General features: G+C 72.2%; 12 protein-coding genes and 1 pseudogene. 5 read left to right on the top strand and 8 right to left on the bottom strand.

Annotation, left to right across the window (positions count from 1 at the left end; all coding sequences use genetic code 11):
• The first annotated feature begins 71 nt into the window (after positions 1-71).
• Both ftsH and folE read left to right on the top strand, forming a co-directional pair.
• On the top strand, positions 72-2,084 hold the full coding sequence (ftsH, locus tag GA0070614_RS14470) for an ATP-dependent zinc metalloprotease FtsH (protein WP_088976452.1): 2,013 nt from the start codon (positions 72-74) through the stop codon (positions 2,082-2,084).
• A gap of 35 nt (positions 2,085-2,119) precedes the next feature.
• The gene (folE, locus tag GA0070614_RS14465; RefSeq protein WP_088976451.1) at positions 2,120-2,782 is read left to right on the top strand and encodes a GTP cyclohydrolase I FolE; all 663 of its coding nucleotides are present in this window, start codon (positions 2,120-2,122) and stop codon (positions 2,780-2,782) included.
• A 188-nt stretch (positions 2,783-2,970) separates the two neighbouring features.
• Here the strand turns inward: folE and GA0070614_RS14460 are convergent, their stop codons facing one another.
• Positions 2,971-3,666 carry a hypothetical protein gene (locus tag GA0070614_RS14460; protein ID WP_088976450.1) on the bottom strand — a complete coding sequence of 232 codons (696 nt, stop codon included), beginning with the start codon at positions 3,664-3,666 and terminating at the stop codon, positions 2,971-2,973.
• A gap of 193 nt (positions 3,667-3,859) precedes the next feature.
• On the bottom strand, positions 3,860-6,415 hold the full coding sequence (locus GA0070614_RS14455) for an FtsK/SpoIIIE domain-containing protein (protein ID WP_088976449.1): 2,556 nt from the start codon (positions 6,413-6,415) through the stop codon (positions 3,860-3,862).
• 203 nt (positions 6,416-6,618) lie between these two features.
• On the opposite strand from GA0070614_RS14455, the gene GA0070614_RS14450 reads away from it, so the two are divergent.
• Positions 6,619-7,173 (top strand): Rv0361 family membrane protein, encoded by a 555-nt coding sequence (locus tag GA0070614_RS14450; protein ID WP_088976448.1) that lies wholly within the window; start codon positions 6,619-6,621, stop codon positions 7,171-7,173.
• 5 nt (positions 7,174-7,178) lie between these two features.
• On the opposite strand, the gene GA0070614_RS14445 is transcribed toward GA0070614_RS14450, so the two are convergent.
• Complete coding sequence (locus GA0070614_RS14445; RefSeq protein ID WP_088976447.1) at positions 7,179-7,781, bottom strand: hypothetical protein; 603 nt, start codon at positions 7,779-7,781, stop codon at positions 7,179-7,181.
• Positions 7,782-7,783: 2 nt separating this feature from the next.
• Positions 7,784-8,926 (bottom strand): annotated as a pseudogene (locus tag GA0070614_RS14440) (M23 family metallopeptidase); the annotation flags it as partial.
• 17 nt (positions 8,927-8,943) lie between these two features.
• Between GA0070614_RS14440 and GA0070614_RS14435 the strand changes: the two are divergent.
• Together GA0070614_RS14435 and GA0070614_RS14430 are read left to right on the top strand one after the other, a co-directional pair.
• A complete protein-coding gene (locus GA0070614_RS14435; protein WP_157744885.1) occupies positions 8,944-9,240 on the top strand; it encodes a transposase in 297 nt (98 codons plus the stop codon).
• Positions 9,241-9,251: 11 nt separating this feature from the next.
• Positions 9,252-10,151, top strand: a complete 900-nt coding sequence (locus tag GA0070614_RS14430; RefSeq protein WP_231933480.1) for an IS3 family transposase — start codon at positions 9,252-9,254, stop codon at positions 10,149-10,151.
• A 106-nt stretch (positions 10,152-10,257) separates the two neighbouring features.
• Here GA0070614_RS14430 and GA0070614_RS14425 read toward each other — a convergent pair whose 3' ends face one another.
• The 4 genes from GA0070614_RS14425 to GA0070614_RS14410 are packed head-to-tail and all read right to left on the bottom strand — an operon-like array spanning position 10,258 to position 16,729.
• The gene (locus tag GA0070614_RS14425; protein ID WP_088976445.1) at positions 10,258-10,815 is read right to left on the bottom strand and encodes a hypothetical protein; all 558 of its coding nucleotides are present in this window, start codon (positions 10,813-10,815) and stop codon (positions 10,258-10,260) included.
• Positions 10,812-12,767: an MraY family glycosyltransferase gene (locus tag GA0070614_RS14420; protein WP_088976444.1), complete on the bottom strand. Its 1,956-nt coding sequence runs from the start codon at positions 12,765-12,767 to the stop codon at positions 10,812-10,814. The genes GA0070614_RS14425 and GA0070614_RS14420 overlap by 4 nt, the downstream gene beginning before the upstream one ends.
• 1 nt (position 12,768) lies before the next feature.
• Positions 12,769-16,317: an ATP-binding protein gene (locus GA0070614_RS14415; protein ID WP_088976443.1), complete on the bottom strand. Its 3,549-nt coding sequence runs from the start codon at positions 16,315-16,317 to the stop codon at positions 12,769-12,771.
• A 49-nt stretch (positions 16,318-16,366) separates the two neighbouring features.
• Entirely contained in the window at positions 16,367-16,729 is a 363-nt protein-coding gene (locus GA0070614_RS14410; RefSeq protein ID WP_088976442.1) for a hypothetical protein, read from the bottom strand.
• Positions 16,730-16,734: the final 5 nt, after the last annotated feature.

Below are 16,734 nucleotides of genomic sequence, written 5' to 3'. Positions count from 1 at the left end.
AGCGGCGACACCATTCAGACGGTCAGGACGTCGATCAGGAGGATGCGGGCGTCTCGGCGCTCGACAACAGTATGGAACGTACGCGTTTCTTCCGCCGACCGGTGGTCTGGATCATCCTGGTCATCCTCGGCGCCGTTGTGCTCAGTCAGCTGTTCACCGCTGGTCCCAGCTACCACCGGGTGGACACTTCCGTTGCGCTCGACCAGCTCAACACCGGCACGCCCAAGATCAAGAAGGTCGTCTTCCAGGACAAGGAGCAGACGCTCCAGCTCGACCTGGCCGAGAAGACCAAGTTCGGTGACACCACCACCGACCGGATCGAGGCCCAGTTCCCGTACGAGGTCGGCGACGACGTCTGGAACGAGGTCCTGGAGGCCAAGGCGGCGAACCGGGTCACCGGCCCGGCCGACGCCAAGGTGTCGTCCGACAGCATCTGGGTGAGCCTGCTGGTCAACCTGCTCCCGATCGCCCTGCTGGTGCTCCTGCTGATCTTCTTCATGTCGCAGATGCAGGGCGGCGGCTCCCGGGTGCTCAACTTCGGCAAGTCCAAGGCGAAGATGATCACCAAGGACACGCCGAAGACCACCTTCGCCGACGTGGCCGGGGCCGAGGAGGCCGTCGAGGAGCTGCACGAGATCAAGGACTTCCTGCAGAACCCGGCGAAGTACCAGGCCCTGGGCGCCAAGATCCCGAAGGGCGTGCTGCTCTTCGGCCCGCCCGGCACCGGTAAGACGCTGCTGGCCCGCGCCGTCGCCGGCGAGGCCGGGGTGCCGTTCTACTCGATCTCCGGCTCCGACTTCGTCGAGATGTTCGTCGGTGTCGGCGCCAGCCGGGTCCGCGACCTCTTCGAGCAGGCCAAGGCGAACGCCCCGGCGATCGTCTTCGTCGACGAGATCGACGCCGTCGGCCGCCACCGCGGCGCCGGCATGGGCGGCGGTCACGACGAGCGCGAGCAGACCCTCAACCAGCTCCTCGTCGAGATGGACGGCTTCGACACCAAGGGCGGGGTCATCCTGATCGCCGCCACGAACCGGCCCGACATCCTCGACCCGGCGCTGCTGCGCCCGGGCCGCTTCGACCGGCAGATCCCGGTCGACGCCCCCGACATGGAGGGCCGCAAGGCCATCCTGCGGGTGCACGCCAAGGGCAAGCCGTTCACCCCCGACGTCGACCTCGACTCGGTGGCCCGGCGCACCCCCGGCTTCTCCGGTGCCGACCTCGCCAACGTCATCAACGAGGCCGCGCTGCTCACCGCCCGTAAGGAGCAGCGGGCGATCACCAACGACTCGCTGGAGGAGTCGATCGACCGGGTGATCGCCGGTCCGCAGCGCCGGACCCGGGTGATGAGCGACCAGGAGAAGAAGATCACCGCGTACCACGAGGGTGGGCACGCGCTGGTCGCCTGGGCGCTGCCGCACGCCGCGCCGGTGCACAAGGTGACGATCCTGTCCCGGGGCCGCTCGCTGGGGCACACCCTGGTCCTGCCGACCGAGGACAAGTACACCCAGACCCGCGCCGAGATGATCGACACCCTGGCGTACGCGCTGGGCGGCCGGGCCGCCGAGGAGCTGGTCTTCCACGAGCCGACCACCGGCGCCGGCAACGACATCGAGAAGGCCACCCAGCTGGCCCGCGCGATGATCACGCAGTACGGCATGAGCTCCAAGCTCGGCGCGATCAAGTACGGCACCAGCGGGGACGAGCCGTTCCTCGGCCGCAACATGGGCCACGAGCGGGACTACTCCGACGTGGTCGCCGCCGAGATCGACGGCGAGATGCGGGCCCTGATCGAACTGGCCCACGACGAGGCCTGGGAGATCCTGGTGGAGTACCGGGACGTGCTGGACAACATGGTCCTGGAGCTGATGGAGAAGGAGACCCTCTCCACCGCCGACATGGCCCGGATCTGCGCCCGGGTGGTGAAGCGCCCGCCGATGGCCCCGTACAACGGCTTCGGCAAGCGTCAGCCCTCCACCGAGCCGCCGGTGCTCACCCCCGCCGAGAAGGAGAAGCTGAAGGCGCAGGCGCAGGCCGACGGCGCCTCCGTCGGTGGCTCCTCGAACAACTCGGACGGTACGCACTGAACACCGACGCCGCGGCCAGCCCCGACCCCTCGGGGCTGGCCGCCTCGTCCACCGAGCCCGGTGACGAGGCGCTCGACTACGTCGCCGCCCGGCTGATCAGCGGCAAGCTCACCGGCCGTCCGGTCGAGGACACGATGGACCTCGCCCGGATCGAGAAGGCGGTCCGCGAGATCCTCATCGCGGTCGGCGAGGACCCGGACCGCGACGGCCTCCAGCAGACCCCGGCCCGGGTCGCCCGGGCGTACGCGGAACTCTTCGCCGGCCTGCGGGTCGACCCGGCCCAGGTGCTCAGCACCACCTTCGAGGCCAACCACGAGGAACTGGTCCTGGTCCGGGACATCGACGTGATGAGCCTCTGCGAGCACCACCTGCTGCCGTTCCGGGGCAGCGCCCACATCGGCTACATCCCCGGCCCGGACGGCCGGATCACCGGCCTGTCCAAGCTGGCCCGGCTGGTCGAGGTCTTCGCCCGCCGGCCCCAGGTGCAGGAGCGGCTCACCTCGCAGATCGCCGACCTGCTGATGAGCAAGCTGCAACCGCGCGGCGTCGTCGTGGTGCTGGAGTGCGAGCACATGTGCATGGCGATGCGCGGCATCCAGAAGAGCGGCGCGAAGACGATCACCTCGGCGGTGCGGGGCACCCTCCAGCACGACCCGAAGTCGCGGGCCGAGGCGATGGCCCTGATCATCCCCCGCTGACCCACCCCACGACACGGCCGCGGCGCTCCCCGAGCACCGCGGCCGTCGTGTGTCCACTCTCCGGTGAGCCGTCGTGTCCGGGACGTCGTGACCACGCTGCGCCGGGCGGGGACGCCGCCATGCCGCTGCGCCGGGCGGGGACGCCGCCATGCCGGTGCGCCGGGCGGGGGACGCCGTCACGCCGGCGGTCAGCCCGCCAGCAGCGCCAGCATGATCCCGCCTGCGGCGGCCACCGCCGGCACCAGGCAGGTCAACGCGCCCAGCCGGGGCGTACGGTCCAGCCGCTCACCCGCGCGGGCCGGGAAGAGCCGCCCCACCGCGACCCAGCCGGCGGCGAACGCCACCGCCGGCATCGGCACCCCGACCACCAGCGCCACGACCGTCGCCGCGCCCGTCCCGGCGAACAGCAGGACGACCAACTGGACCAGCGGCACCAGCAGCGCCAGCGGGCCGTACACCAGCAGGTTGCGGGCCCGTGGCGGCCAGGCCGACGGACGCAGCGGGCCCCGGGCGGCCAGCGTCGCGTCGGCGGAGTCCGCCCAGCCCCGGGCCACCCGCAGCGCGGCCAGCACGGCGGCCGGGCCACCGACCATCGACCGGGCCGCCTCGGTCAGCTCCGGCGGCGTCGGGGTCAGCGAGATCGCCGGTACGCCCAGCTCCCGCAGCCGGGCCTGTTGCGGCGCCAGCCGGGCGTGCACCCCGGCCAGCTCCTCGCGGGCCGCCTCGACCGCGCGGGCCTGCTCCGCGGCGGCGGTCGCCGCGGCCCGGCGTACCCCGTCGAGCTGGCGGGCGGCAGCCAGGTAGTCCGTCCAGGCGGCGGCGACCGGCTCGTCGCCCGTTCGCTGCCGGACCGTGGCCGCCGTGCCCACCTCGTCGACGCTCACGCCGTCGCCCCGGAACGCACCCGGCCCGCCACGCCCGTGCCGCCGGATCGGCTCGTGCCGTGCGGGGTGGGCGTGCCGTCTGGTCGGCTCGTGTCGTGCATGGCGGCCGTGCCGCCGGGGCTCGCGCGGTGTGTGGCGGCCGTGCCACGCGGTCCGCTCGTGCCGTGCGGGGTGGCCGTGCCGTCGGGTCGGCTCATGCCCGTTCCTCCTCGTCGGCGAAGGGCACCAGCACCGTGCCCCGCTCGCCCGGACCGTCCCAGAGCACCGCCCGGCCCGGGCGGGGCCGCCACGACACCGGCCGGCCGAAGACCGCGCCCAGCATCGCCCCCGGCACGTCCACCACGGCGACCGCGGCCAACTTGTCCACCTCGCCCTCCGGTTCGAGCAGCGCGGCGAACGGCGGCACCGTGCGCCACCAACCCATCAGGTGCGTCCCGGCCGGCGGCCCGTCGCGCAGCAGCGTCCGCAGCCGGTCGACCGGCAGCTCCGCCGGCTTGGCCAGGTCCAACCCGAACACCACCAGGTACGCCGGCCCGTCGCCGTCCAGCGCTGCCAGCAGACCCGCACCGTCCACCGTCTCCACCCGGTGCCGGTCGGCCAGTTCGGCCGCCAGCCGCTCGGCCGGCGCGGCGGAGCCGTCGGCCAGCGGCGCGAGCACGAACCGGGCGGTGCCCGGCGGGTGGTGCGCGGCGGTGCTGCGGACGGCGGTCACCAGCAGCCGGGCCGCCTCCGTGCCCGGACCGAGCACGGCCAGGTTGCGCCCGGCCACCGGGCCGAGCGGGACGGCGACCGTGGTCCGGGCCACGTCCACTGCCCGGCCGAGCAGCGCCTCGACGCCACCGGCCCGACCGGCCACCGCGGCCCGCATCCGGGGATCGTTGCGCAGCAGCGGCCGGGCCCAGCCGGCGAAGACCACCGGCGGGGTGGCGTCCTCGGGACGGGCCTCGAAGAGCCGGTGCCGCAGCCGCTCGACGGTCCTCGGCTCGTCGTGCGGGTCGGGGAAGCGGACCAGCCGCTCGTGCCCCCGGGTGGCGCCCCGTGGCCCGCCCAGGCCACCGGCGGTGTTCACCACCGCGCTGCCCACCGCCAGGCCGGCCGCCGCGTCGTTCGTCGGCATCAGCACCGCGCCGCCGCCGGAGAGCGCCACCCGGACGGGGAACTGCCCCAGCACCGAGTCCCGGGGCGCCGCCCCGGATCCGATGCCCAGGTCACCCACGCCGGACAGCACCAGGTGGACGCCGTACGCGCGCCCGGCCCGGGCCAGCCCGTCCAGTCGCGCCAGCACGTCGGCGGCGACCGGGTCCCGGTCGGCCAGCAGCAACGGGAAGTTGTCGATCACGCAGACGATCCGAGGCAGCGCCTGGTGCTCCCGCAGCTCGGCGAAGCGCTGGCCACCGGCCCGGACACCGGCCTCCTCGCGGCGACGGGCCTCCGCCCCCAACTGGTCGAAGAGATCCCGGACGTACTCCGGGTCGGCCGCCATCGCGGCGGCGCGCACCTGCGGCACCCAGGACCGGTCCCGCTCGGTCTGCAGGAACTCCACGAAGGACTCGTTGTCGCTGAGGTCCACCAGGTAGAGGGCCAGCTCGTCCGGGCCGTACCGGGCGGCGAGCCCGAGCAGCGCGTTGGTCAGGAACGCCGCGCGGCCCGCGTCCGACCGGCCGCTGACCAGCCAGTGCGGGGTAAGCTCGGTGAAGCCGACGGTCACCGGCCGCCCGTTGGCGTCGCCGACCGTGGTGGAGAGCCCGCTCGTGGAGGAGGCGCTCCACAGCGGTTCCGTCTCCGCCGGGAGCAGTTCCGTCAGGTCCAGCCGGGACCCCGCCTCGACCTGCTCGGCCAACCGGCGGCAGACCGTCCCGACCAGCTCCGGCCCGGGGTCCTCGTCCACGAAGACCGGCGAGTTCAGTCCGCCGGGGGAGTCCGCGCCGGGCCCGCTGAACGGGCTCCCCGGCGGGTCGCCCAGCAGCGCGTACGCGGTGCGCAGCTCCAGCCGGGTGGCCTGCGGCAGCGGCCGGCGGGTGGCCGGTGGCCAGCCCGCGACCACCAGGTGCAGCCCGGCCGCCCGGCCCGCCTCGGCCAGCGCCTCGATCCGGTCCAGGTCGCTCGACGTCGTCTGCTCCGGCAGCCCGGCGACCATCAGCAGCAGCGTCCGGTCGTGCCGGCGGGGACGGCCGGTGCCGGGCGACACCCACTGCTCGGCCTCGGTGAGCACCGTCCGCAGCCCACCCACGTCCACCGCCGGCGGTGGTAGCAGGCCGGCGTCGGCCAGGGCCGCGAACGGGGCGAACGTGTCCTTCGCGCCTGCCCCGTCCACCGCGCGGACCAGCAGGCAACCGGCCGGCGTCGCCGCCAGCAACCGCAGCAGTACGGCCCGGAGCAGCCCAACCGCCCTCGGCTCCCGGGCGTCGACGTCGAGCGTCAGGTGCCCGGCGCCGAGCAGTGGCACCAGGGCGGGGAAGCGGGCGTCGTCCAGCGGGGCGGCCGTGCCGACCCGGACGAAGGGCGGGTTCTGCTCGCCGGCCGGAGTGTCCGGGGGCAGCGTGTCCAGCGGAGCGCCCGCCCAGCCCGGGGCGACCAGGGCGGCCGCCGTCCGGAGCCGGTCGGCCAGCTCGTACTGCCGGCGCTGGTCGGCGGGGGCCGGTCGGGTCTCGTCGAGCACACCGGCCGCCGCGGCGACCGTGGCGGCGGCCCGCCGGTGCAGGGCGGCGGCACGGCTCGTACGACCCTTCGGACCGGCCACCGTGTCCACCCCTCTTTCCGAGGTTGGAAACCTCCCCGAGAGCAGACCGTATCCCAGGTCGGGCCGCGCACCCCGGAACCGGGACGGCGATGCGCCGGTCTTGTCGCACCTGGTGCGGAACTGTCACGTCCCGGGGTCGGCCCGTCACGATCCGCAGGATCTGGGGCATTGGGTACGAGCCGCTCAGCCGCTAGCCTCAGGGGGTGGAATCAGTGCAGCCCCCCGCCGGTTCCCAGGTCTCCCGCGTACCGGCGCAGCGGACCCCGCCGGACCAGCTGGCGCCCCCTGCGGTCGCCCCGGCGCCGCCGCCGAAGCCCCGCCGGACCCGCACCGTCCTCAGTGTGGTGGCGGGGGTGTTGGCGCTGCTCTGCCTCGGTGGTGCGGTGATCGGCTACGTGCTGTACGACCGCGCGACGACGCCCGACCGGAGCGCGCCGGACGTGGTGGTCATCAATTATCTACAAGCCATGCTGGTGGCCAGGGACGACAACAAAGCAAACTTGTTTACCTGCTCCGGCCCGCTGCCGCCTATCAATGACTTCCGGAATCAGATGGCGGAGAGAGAGCAGGAGTTGAACACTGCCTTCTCCATCAACATCGAAGACGTCGTGGTCACCAATACCAGCCCCGCGTCGGCCACCGTACTGGTCGTCATCAGAAGGAGCGCCACCGTTGACGGGCTGCAGCAGAGCCTGACTGACAGATGGCGATTCGAGGTGTCGGACCGGCAGGAGGGATGGCGGGTCTGTTCGGCGGCACTCGCCTAGCACCCTTATTCGATCCACAACAGGTGCACTGGGACTTCACGGGTGGTTGGCGGCTGACCGCGCCAGGCCCAGCGGTACCACTCGAGTTCCGGGGTGACGCGGACGCAGATGTCGCCGTCCGCGCCGGAGTACGGCTCGGTCACCGCGCGCAGATCGCGATGCTCTGTTCCGCCCTCGACGTGGACCACCCGGCGACCGCTAACCGAGTCCGTCTCGAAGACCGGAGTCGGTGCCAGGTGGGTGGGGCCGTCCAGCGAGACCAGCCGGATGCCGTGGTCGTTGCCGCAGGTGCCCGGCGCGGGGCGGTCACCAAGTGTCTCCACCCAGACTCGTTCGACCGGGATCAGTGGTGCGAAGACCTCGACCTGCTCCGACTCGGCCCGGTACCACTCGTGTTCCGAAATTACCGGAACGTAGGTGCGGCTGCCCTGCACCACCCGGTCATCCGCGCGTAGGTCACCCCGCCAGCCCAGGCCGGGCAGCCCTACCAGCACCCGCCGCCCGCGTAACGCGACCCGAGTGGTCGCCGGCACGATCTGTACCGGGCGCGGCGGCAGCGGCGCCCAGTCGGGCTGGCCGGCGAAGGGATCAGGGAGCGGACCTGTCATCGTTACGATGGCCTCGTTGACGAACCGTTCAACGCTGCGCCCCTCTGCCGCATGAAGGGCACCGGATCGATCGCACTGCGCGAGGACCGGTCCCCGTCACGATGCACCTCGAAGTGGAGGTGCGGGCCGGAGGAGTTGCCACTGCTGCCGACCCGTCCGATGATCTCGCCCGCCTTGACTTCCTGACCAGGCGCGACCAGCGGCTTTTCGACCATGTGGCAGTACCGGGTGAGGTAGCCACCGGCGTGCAGGATGTCGACGAACCAGCCGCAGCCGCCCTTGTTTGGAGAGCCGTCAACGTTGCAATCGCGGCGGCCGTTGTGGTCAGGGTCGCAGCGGGCGACGACCACCCGGCCGGTCGCGGCGGCGTGAATCGGCGTGCCCTTGCGTGCCGCTACGTCCACCCCGTTGTGACGCGGGCGGCTTGCGGTCCGGAAGCCGGATCCCACCCCACCCGGGATCGGTGCCGTCCAGCCGGAGGCGGCAATCGTCTGTGCGGATGCCTGATCGCATACCGATTTCTCGGCGATCTGGACGGTCCGAGCCGCACCACCTGCCAAGGCGTTCACGATCTGGCTCGCTACGTCCTCGTGCTTCGCGTATGCGTCCGGGTAGGCGCTGATCTGGACCTTTTGCGCTGCCAGGGTCAGGGGCAGCTGTTGCCAGCCGTCGACCTTCAGCAGCTTCTCATAGAATTTTCGGGCCGCATACGCGGGAGTCATTCGCTGGGACACGTCACCCCAACCTGCTCGCTGCTGGAACAGGCCGACCGAGTCGTGGTCGCGTCCTACACCCTCGTTCGGGATGTCGCGGGACCCCGCCACGGTACTGTTCGCCAGGTTGCGTAGGCCGGACTCCTGCATCGCCGTTGCGACCGCGATGACCCAGCCGCGAGGCGGCACCCTCATCTCTTGGCCGACCTTGATGATGATCGCGGCGTTGCGCATCTGCGTTTGACCGTAGCGGCCCATCCGCGGCATGTCGCCCTTGGTCGTGACCGTCTGGTCCTGCTTGCAGGCCAACTCGTTGGACACAAGGTTCTGTTGATTTCCTCCCAGGCCGGTCAAGAAGAAGGCTGCACTGCCTCCGCCGCAGCATGAAGTGACCCCCTGAGACCGGACACCTCCTGACTTGGCATCCTGCCGAGGAGGAGGAAACCGCGTTGGCTCGACAGAGCAAGTACCCCGAGGAGTTCCGGCGTCAGGCCGCGGCGCTGGTGCTGGATTCCGGCCGCACGATCCGTGACGTGGGCAGGGAGTTGGGGGTCAACCACGAGACGCTGCGCAACTGGGTGGCCCAACTGCGCCAGGAACGCGACGGCGGCCAGTCGTCGTCGCTGCTCAGCGACGATGAGCGTGCCGAGCTGCTGCGGTTGCGGCGGCAGGTGGCCCAGTTGGAGCTGGAGAAGGAGATCTTGAAAAAAGCCGCGGTCTTCTTCGCACGCGAGACGGAGCGGTGAACCGGGCCGAGGTGTATCGGTTCATCGCCGCGGAGAAGACCACCTACCCGGTCCGTCTGCTCTGCCGGCTCCTCGGCGTCGGCCACAGCGCCTTCTACGACTGGGTTCGACAGGGACGCCAACGCGCCGCCGAGCGGGAACGCCACGACCAGCAGCGCGTCGAGGTCACCCGGCAGGCGTGGTCGGAGCACCGCGGCGTCTACGGCGCCCGACGGCTCACCGCCGAGCTACACGAACGCGGCCACCGATGGAACCGCAAGGCGGTTGCGAGGCTGATGCGGCTGGCTGGCATCGAGGGCGCCCACCGACGCCGGCGCGGCAAGCCCCGCCGCAAGGCCGCGTCCACGGCGACCGCGCCGGACCTGGTCCAGCGGCAGTTCACCGCGACCGCCCCGAATCGGCTCTGGGTCGCCGACATCTCCTACCTGCGCACATGGGAAGGATTCCTCTACCTCGCCGTCGTGGTCGACGCCTACTCCCGCCGCGTCGTGGGTTGGGCGATGGCCGATCACCTGCGCACCGAGCTGATCCTCGACGCCGTCGGCATGGCCATCCAGCACCGCCGACCCGCCCGCGACCAGGTCATCCACCACTCGGACCGCGGGACGCAGTACACGTCGTTCGAGTTCGGCCGCACCCTGCGCTCCTGCGGCGTGCTCGCCTCGATGGGCTCCGTGGCCGACTGCTACGACAACGCCCTGGCCGAGACGTTCTTCGCCACCTTGAAGACCGAGCTGGTCTACACCCGCGCCTGGCCCAGCCGACACGAGCTGGAGATGGAGGTCTTCTCCTACATCGAAGGCTTCTACAACCCTCGCCGCCGGCACAGCCGTCTGGGTAACGTCAGCCCCGACACCTACGAGAAGATCCACCACGAGTCCTTAACAGACATCGAGGTGTCCGGCCCATAGGGGTCACTTCAGCAGAGCAGAGCAAACGTTGCTGTCAGCGCCGTAACTAAGGCACCAACCCGAAGTCGACGGCGTCGTGACCTGCTTACGTCAGGCGTCTCAGCAGTCATTCCCGCTCCCAGTCCACGGCGTCCACCAACCAGCGTCCGTCTGGTGCCACGAGTTCGAGCCGCAGCCGACCGGCGTCGAGGGGAATCAGCACCTCGGTGAAGGCCTCGGTCCGTGGTCGGACCGTGGGCTGGGCAGTCATACGAACCATGGGGACCGCCGCTGGATCCACGCCAGCCAGCTTCTCGGTCAGACCAGGAGTCGACAGGGGCCGCAGATCAGCCTGCCACTTCTCGGCAGTGGTGGCGGGGCCGCCGAGCCAGAAGGTTGTGAAGCGGGTAGCCGTCTCCTCTGGAGTGAGTTCGCCGGGCAAAGTCTTGGGCGACTGAGGTACCAGAGTGGCGATGACGCCGTCGTCGCCTTCGTGCGGGTCAATGGTGGTGATCGGTTCCCGAGGTGCGCTGATGAGCCCACTACCCGCGTCACTTGGCCCGGCGACCAGCCGGGCGGTGCCGATCACTCCGAAGACCAGCAAGGCGATCGCGACTGCGATACCGATCCGGGACCGGAGGACCCGGGTGAACAAGGACTCGATCGCCCGTCGCATCTCCGTCACCGAGCCTCGGAGCGTACGCGAGGGCTCGGCCTGGGGGCCGGCGTCCGCTCGGCGGAGTCGGGCCGGTAGACCACGAACGACGGCGCCTCCTCCGGCACGTCCGGCTCGGTCCAGCTCGCCGGCTGGCGGCGCTGGCGCGGGGCGGTGGTGGCCCCGCCCGAGCTACGCCGCTGCTCCGGCGGGTCGGTCTCGTCGGGGCGCTCGCGGCCGTCGGGCCGTTCCCGGACCTCCGGCGTGGCGGAGTGCGACGGGTCCTCTCGGCGGGCCTCCGGGCGGAGCCTCGGCGGCTCCAGCGCCGCCCCGCGCCGACGGGCGAGGGCCGGCTCGGCGGTGCCACCGGGTTCGGCCACGTCGAGCCGGGCGGCGGTGCGCATGTCCCGGAAGAAGCGGCGGTGCCACGAACCGGCCGAGCTGACCGCCTCGCTGCTGTCCTTCCCGCCGAGCTGGGTGATCCGCCGGTACGGGCGCAGCAGCAGCCAACCGACCACGCCGCAGAGCCAGACCAGCACGACCTGGAGCCAGCCCGGCAGGGTGGGTGTGCTCATGATCAGGTCGACCGCGAAGAGGTAGATCGCCGCGCCGGTGCCGAAGATGGCGATGTTGAACACGGCGGCGACGACCGCGTTGCCGAGCCGGCGCAGACCGGCGCTGGCCGGCCGGAGCAGACCGATCGTGCCGAGGATCGGCGCGGCGATGACCGCCCACCGGAAGATCAGGAACCCGAGCAGCACCAGCAGCGACGCGGTCAGGTCGAACATGGCGAAGAGCAGCGCCGCCAGCACCGCGATGAAACCGGACCCGATCCGGTCCATGTCCCGCGTACCTTGGAGATACTCGTACGCCTCGGGGTCTTCGTTCTTGATCTGCTCGGCGACCTTCATCCACTGCTGCTGCTTGGCCTCGATCACCGCCGTACGCCTGGCGGGGTTGGCGCGGATCGACCTGGCCTCACCCCATGTCAGAGATCGGGCGTCGTACAGGGCAGGACCGTACTTCTTCGCCGTATCGCTGTCGGCAGAGCCCAACACTCCACGGAGCCAGTTGCGGTAGAGCATCGTCTCGGTCACGGTGTCACTCGCACGGACCGCAGGGGACCGGAGATCCTTGCATCGGTCCGGATTGTTGGGGTCGATGCAGCGTCCAGGCCCCGGCTCCTTTGTCTGAGGACCCACCGCGTCGTGTACGACGCCGAGCGAGGTGATGAGAGTGCCGTCGGCGATGCTCGCGGACTTGACCGGCCAGGCGGCGAGGGCCGTCACCGCCACCATGACCAGTAGCGCCCATCCGGCAGTGGTCATTGCGTTGCTCATGTCTGACTGCCGGGAGCGCCAGAGCAGGTAGAGGCCGACCACGCAGAGCGTGATGATGCCGAAGACGCTGAACACCTTCTGGTAGACAGCTTTGGTCGCCTTCTCCACGAGTGGATCGGCCCAGTCCCACATCGAGCGTGGGTCCCACGCACGTTCACGAACAGCGTTGGAGGCACCGATGACCGCAGTGGCGATCATGAATTCACCGTTGGCGACAGTGGTGGTGAACTTGTAGTCCGCGTGGAGCACCGAGGCGCCGCAGCCGAGGTCGTACGTGTCGTAGCTGTAGCCCGCGTACCCGTAGAGGCTGTATCGGCCAGGGAAGCCTCCCGCCGGACCAGGCGGTTCACCGGCGAACCAACCGGCGAGGCCAGCGTCGGGAGTGTCCGGAGTCGGTGCATCGAGACACTCCGCGCGAGCCGCCCCCACGTCCTGGAGCCTGGCGACGCAGGCACGGAAGTCCGCCTGCCACTCCTCTGTGCTGCACAGTTCCGCCTGCGCCTGCGCCTGCGCCTGCGCCTGCGCCGCCGGCGGAGCGGCGGCCGCCGCTGTCGCGCCGACCACCGGCCAGGAGATCGTGGCGCCGGCGAGTACGCCGAGCACGAGGAGGAGCGCCGCGATCCGTGCCCGGGCCCTCGCCATGTCACGCCTCCAGATCAGCCAGGACGGTCGGCAGCTGCCCGGCCGCCTGGGCGACCGCGGCGGGGGTGGTGTCCAGGTGTTCCAGCAGCCCCTCGACGTACGACACGTCGACGCGGACCTTCTGCACGCGGCCGTCCACGTCCCGCATGACGAACTCGCGGAAGCCGAGCCGCGCCGCCGAGGTGGCGTCGACGGCGGAGAGGGAGGCGAGGGTGGCCTCGTACCCGTCGTCGACCGGGACCCGGAGCAACCGCAGCGCCTCGGAGGCGATCTCGGTGTCCTCCGCGATCCGACCGACGAAGACGGTGGAGACGAGGTTCTGCACGTCGAGGCCGAGGATGTCCTTCGGGTTCTGCGACGCGACGAGCGCGGCGAGGTTCCACTTGCGGGAGTCCCGGGCGAGCCGGACCAGGAACGACCGGCCGGAGCGCCAGCCCTCCATGAAGTGCGCCTCGTCCAGGCCGACCAGCTTGCGCGAGGACATGGAGCCGCCGTAGCAGCGGCGGACGGCGAGCCGGTGCGCGGTGTGCAGCATCGGCAGCGCCAGCGCCTCCTCGGCCGACCAGTACTCCCGTTCGATCTTGAGGTCGGGCAGCCGCAGGCCGGCCATGGTGATCACGGTGAGCGCGGCGTCGGCGCCGAGCAGCCCCTCCGGCGGGCGGCCGAAGAAGAGCATCGCCAGCGGCATCTCGGCGGTGTCCAGCAGCAGGTTGGCCAGCTCCCGGCCGGCGTCGTCGTCCATCCCCTGCAGGCAGGCGACCACGTCGTCCAGGGTGGAGGTCTCCTCGGCCGGCACCTGGCGTACGGCGTGCCGGAACAGGGTGGCGGTGGACGCCTCCCGGGCGACCTGCGGCGGCACCAGCATCATGCAGATGTCCTGCACCAGCATCCGGCGCTCGGCCCGGGCGTTGGAGACCGCGATCTCGAACTCCCGGTCGCCGGCCGCGCCGCTGCCGAACTCGCTGCGCAGCGGCGTCGGGATGAGCGAGTACGGCGCCAGTGTCCCGTGCTCGGACCCGGTCAGGTTCAGCACCCGCGAGTACGGCCGCAGCTCCGGCATCGCGCAGAGCCGGGCCAGCGGGCCGGACGGGTCCAGCAGGGTGACCTGCACTCCCCGCCGGGCGGCCAGGTAACCCAGTGCGCCGAGCAGGGTCGACTTGCCACCGCCCGGCTCGGCGACGAAGACCGCCAGGCCGGAGCGCTCCCGCACCTCCATCGGGAAGTGCAGGTCGAGGAAGACCGGCCGGCGGCAGGTGCCGGCGGTACGACCGATCAGGTCGCCGCGTCGGTCGCCGACCGTCGAGGCGGCCTGCGGCAGCGCGGCGGCGAGCAGCGGGACCGGCATCCGGCGCACGTAGCCGGTGTTGGCGATCGGCTCGCCGGGGATGAACTCACGGGCCAGCCAGTCCTGGTTCTTCGGGTGCTGCAGCGAGATGCGCAGCTCGCGGGAGTAGAGCTGGATGAGCCGGCGGGCCCGCTCCAGGCACTCCTCCCTGGTCCGGCCGCCGACTGCGATCCGGTGCCAGCCGTGCGCCCGGGCGGAGTCGACCGGCAGGCCGGTGGTCATCTCGTCGCCGATGACCAGCGCCCGCTTGGCCAGTCGCTCCAGCTCGGGCGGGGCGTCGATGCCGTGCTCGGCGTAGTCGAGCTGCTGGGAGCGGATCATCCGCAGCCGGTGCTCCAGGTTCCGGAACGAGTCGCCGGAGCCGAGGATGTCCACCCGGGTGGAGATCTCCATCGGCCAGGGCAGCCGCTCGTGGAAGTGCAGCCACGGCTCGTGCCGCTCGGGGATCTCCAGCGGCTCCATCCGGCCGACGGCGAGCACGGCGACGTGCCGTTCCTCGCCGGTCATCCGGTTGACCAGCTTCAGCGTCGAGCCGTACGGGGTGCGGTAGCGCTCGACCTGCTCGGTGAGGGCGAGCAGGTCGCCCCGCTCCCACCGGCCGTTGGTCACCGGGGAGAGCGCCCCGGGCGGGGCCATGCAGAGCGCGACGGAGCGGTAGAGCAGCCACTCCAGCTCCTGCGCGGTCACCCGGCGGCCGCGCATGCCGAACGCGCCGAGCACCTCGTCGAACTGCTCGACGGTCCGGCCCAGCTTGCGTCGCTCGCCGTCGGCGGTGCCCCGGCCGAAGACGCGCAGCATCCGCTCGGTGAGCGAGTTGCCCAGCGACCGGCGGGCGAAGGTGACGCCCAGGTAGGTCTGCCCCTCGGCGTGGTTGACCGACATCAGGTGCCGCTGGGCGGCGACCAGGTGGTCGGCCCAGCCGGCGGTGCCCGGGACGTCGGGCAGCGGCGAGGCGGTGTGGGCGTCGATGGTGCGGGCCCACTCGTCGGCCGGGAAGGGGCGGGTGGTGCGCCGCAGGTGCAGCCGGAATCCGGCCAGGCCGGCGTACTGCTCGGAGATGGCGGAGAGCAGCGCCTCCCGTTCGGCGTCCGGGCGGAACGCCCAGCGCACCTCGGGCAGCCAGTACCAGGCGGTGACGGTGTTCGGGGTGAAGGTCAGGTGGCCGGCGATCTCGGTGATCGCCAGGTCGATCGACGGGTCCCGGTCGCCGAACTTGATCTTCGGCGGTCGTACCCTGACGGGCTTGGTCGGGGTGTCGCGCCGGCTCGCCGCGCGCTGGCGCGGCGGGGCCAGGTCCCGGGAGGCCCGCTCGGCCGGCTCCTGCGGGGCCGGTTCGGCCAGCTCACGCCGGGCGGCGGCGGTGACGGCACGGGGCCCCGGGTCGGCGAGGGCCGGCGGTGGGGACGCGGGCCGGGCCGGCTCGGTCTCCTCCGGCCAGTTCTGCTCGGCCGGCACGGGTGGCGTCGGCGGGCCGGGCCGGGGCGGAGCGGGCGGGGCGGGCTGGCGCGCCGCCCGGTGCGCGGCCTGTCGGCGGGCCCGTTCGGTGGCCTCGCGCCGGGTCCGCTCGGCGGCCTCCCGGGCGGTGAGCGGCTCGCCGGCGGCGGGCTCGACGGGCGTGCGACGGGGCGAGCGCTGCGGCGGCGTCTCCACCGCCCGGTCGGTGGTCGTTCCCGCCTCGGCCGGCCGGACCGTCGGGAGCCGGTCGCCGGGCTGGTGCGGGACCCGGGTCCGCGCCGGCTGACCGGCGGCGGACGGGGCCTCGATGGCCGGGGGCGGGGTGTCCGACGGGAGGACCGGCGTGGGGGCGGCCGGCGCGGGTGGCGCGATCGGCTGGTGGGGGATCGGCGGGTGTTCCCGGCCGGCCGGGTGGCGCGGGGGCGCGCCGGCGGGCAGGGCGGCCTGGCGGGCGGGGCGCCCGGCGGGGCCGGCGCCACCGAACAGGTCCAGGAACGGGGAGTCGATGTCCGTGCCGTCGCCGACCAGCATCGGGGCCGTCGGTTCGCCCGGGGGCACGCTTCGGCCGGGAGCCGGGCGGGGGGCCTGGAAGACGCCGACGCCGCCGGTGCCGGGGCTGGTGACGAGGGCGGGGTCGTACGCCTCCTCGTCCGGCAGCTCCTGCTCGGGGTAGTCGAGCGACCGCGCACGGTTACCGTGCGGGGCGCTGTGGCGTCCGGCCGGGAAACCCGGCGTGGAAGAGCGACTCATGCGACCGCCTCACCCGCGTGGTTCGACTGCTCGATCGGCGTACGCCCGGTCATGCCAGTTCCTCCCGGATCCTGATCCGGCTGCCGACCAGGCGGGGGTCCCGCTGTTCGGCGGCCGGCTCCCGGGTGCGTCGCCAGTCGGTCAGCGCGGTGCGGATCACCATGCGCGCCGGCCGGTCCGGGTCGACGTACCGGAAGATGAACGAGGTGGTCACGATGGCGAGGGCGATCTCCCAGGCGGGGAAGAGTTCGACCTGCAGCGTGAACAGCCAGTGGATGAACATGTAGAGGGGTACGAGCAGCATGAACAGGCCGTACTGGGCGTACGGCAGGTGGACGGGAAGGGTGTAGCCGGGCGGCCCGAGGTAGACCAGGCGGGCCCGGTAGATGTCGTCGTCGGTGCGCAGCCGCATCTGAA

The sequence above is a fragment of the Micromonospora coxensis genome (assembly GCF_900090295.1).
Lineage (GTDB): Bacteria > Actinomycetota > Actinomycetes > Mycobacteriales > Micromonosporaceae > Micromonospora > Micromonospora coxensis.
The sequence above is the reverse complement of the archived record's forward strand: the minus strand, read 5'-3'. Positions and strand labels throughout refer to the sequence as shown.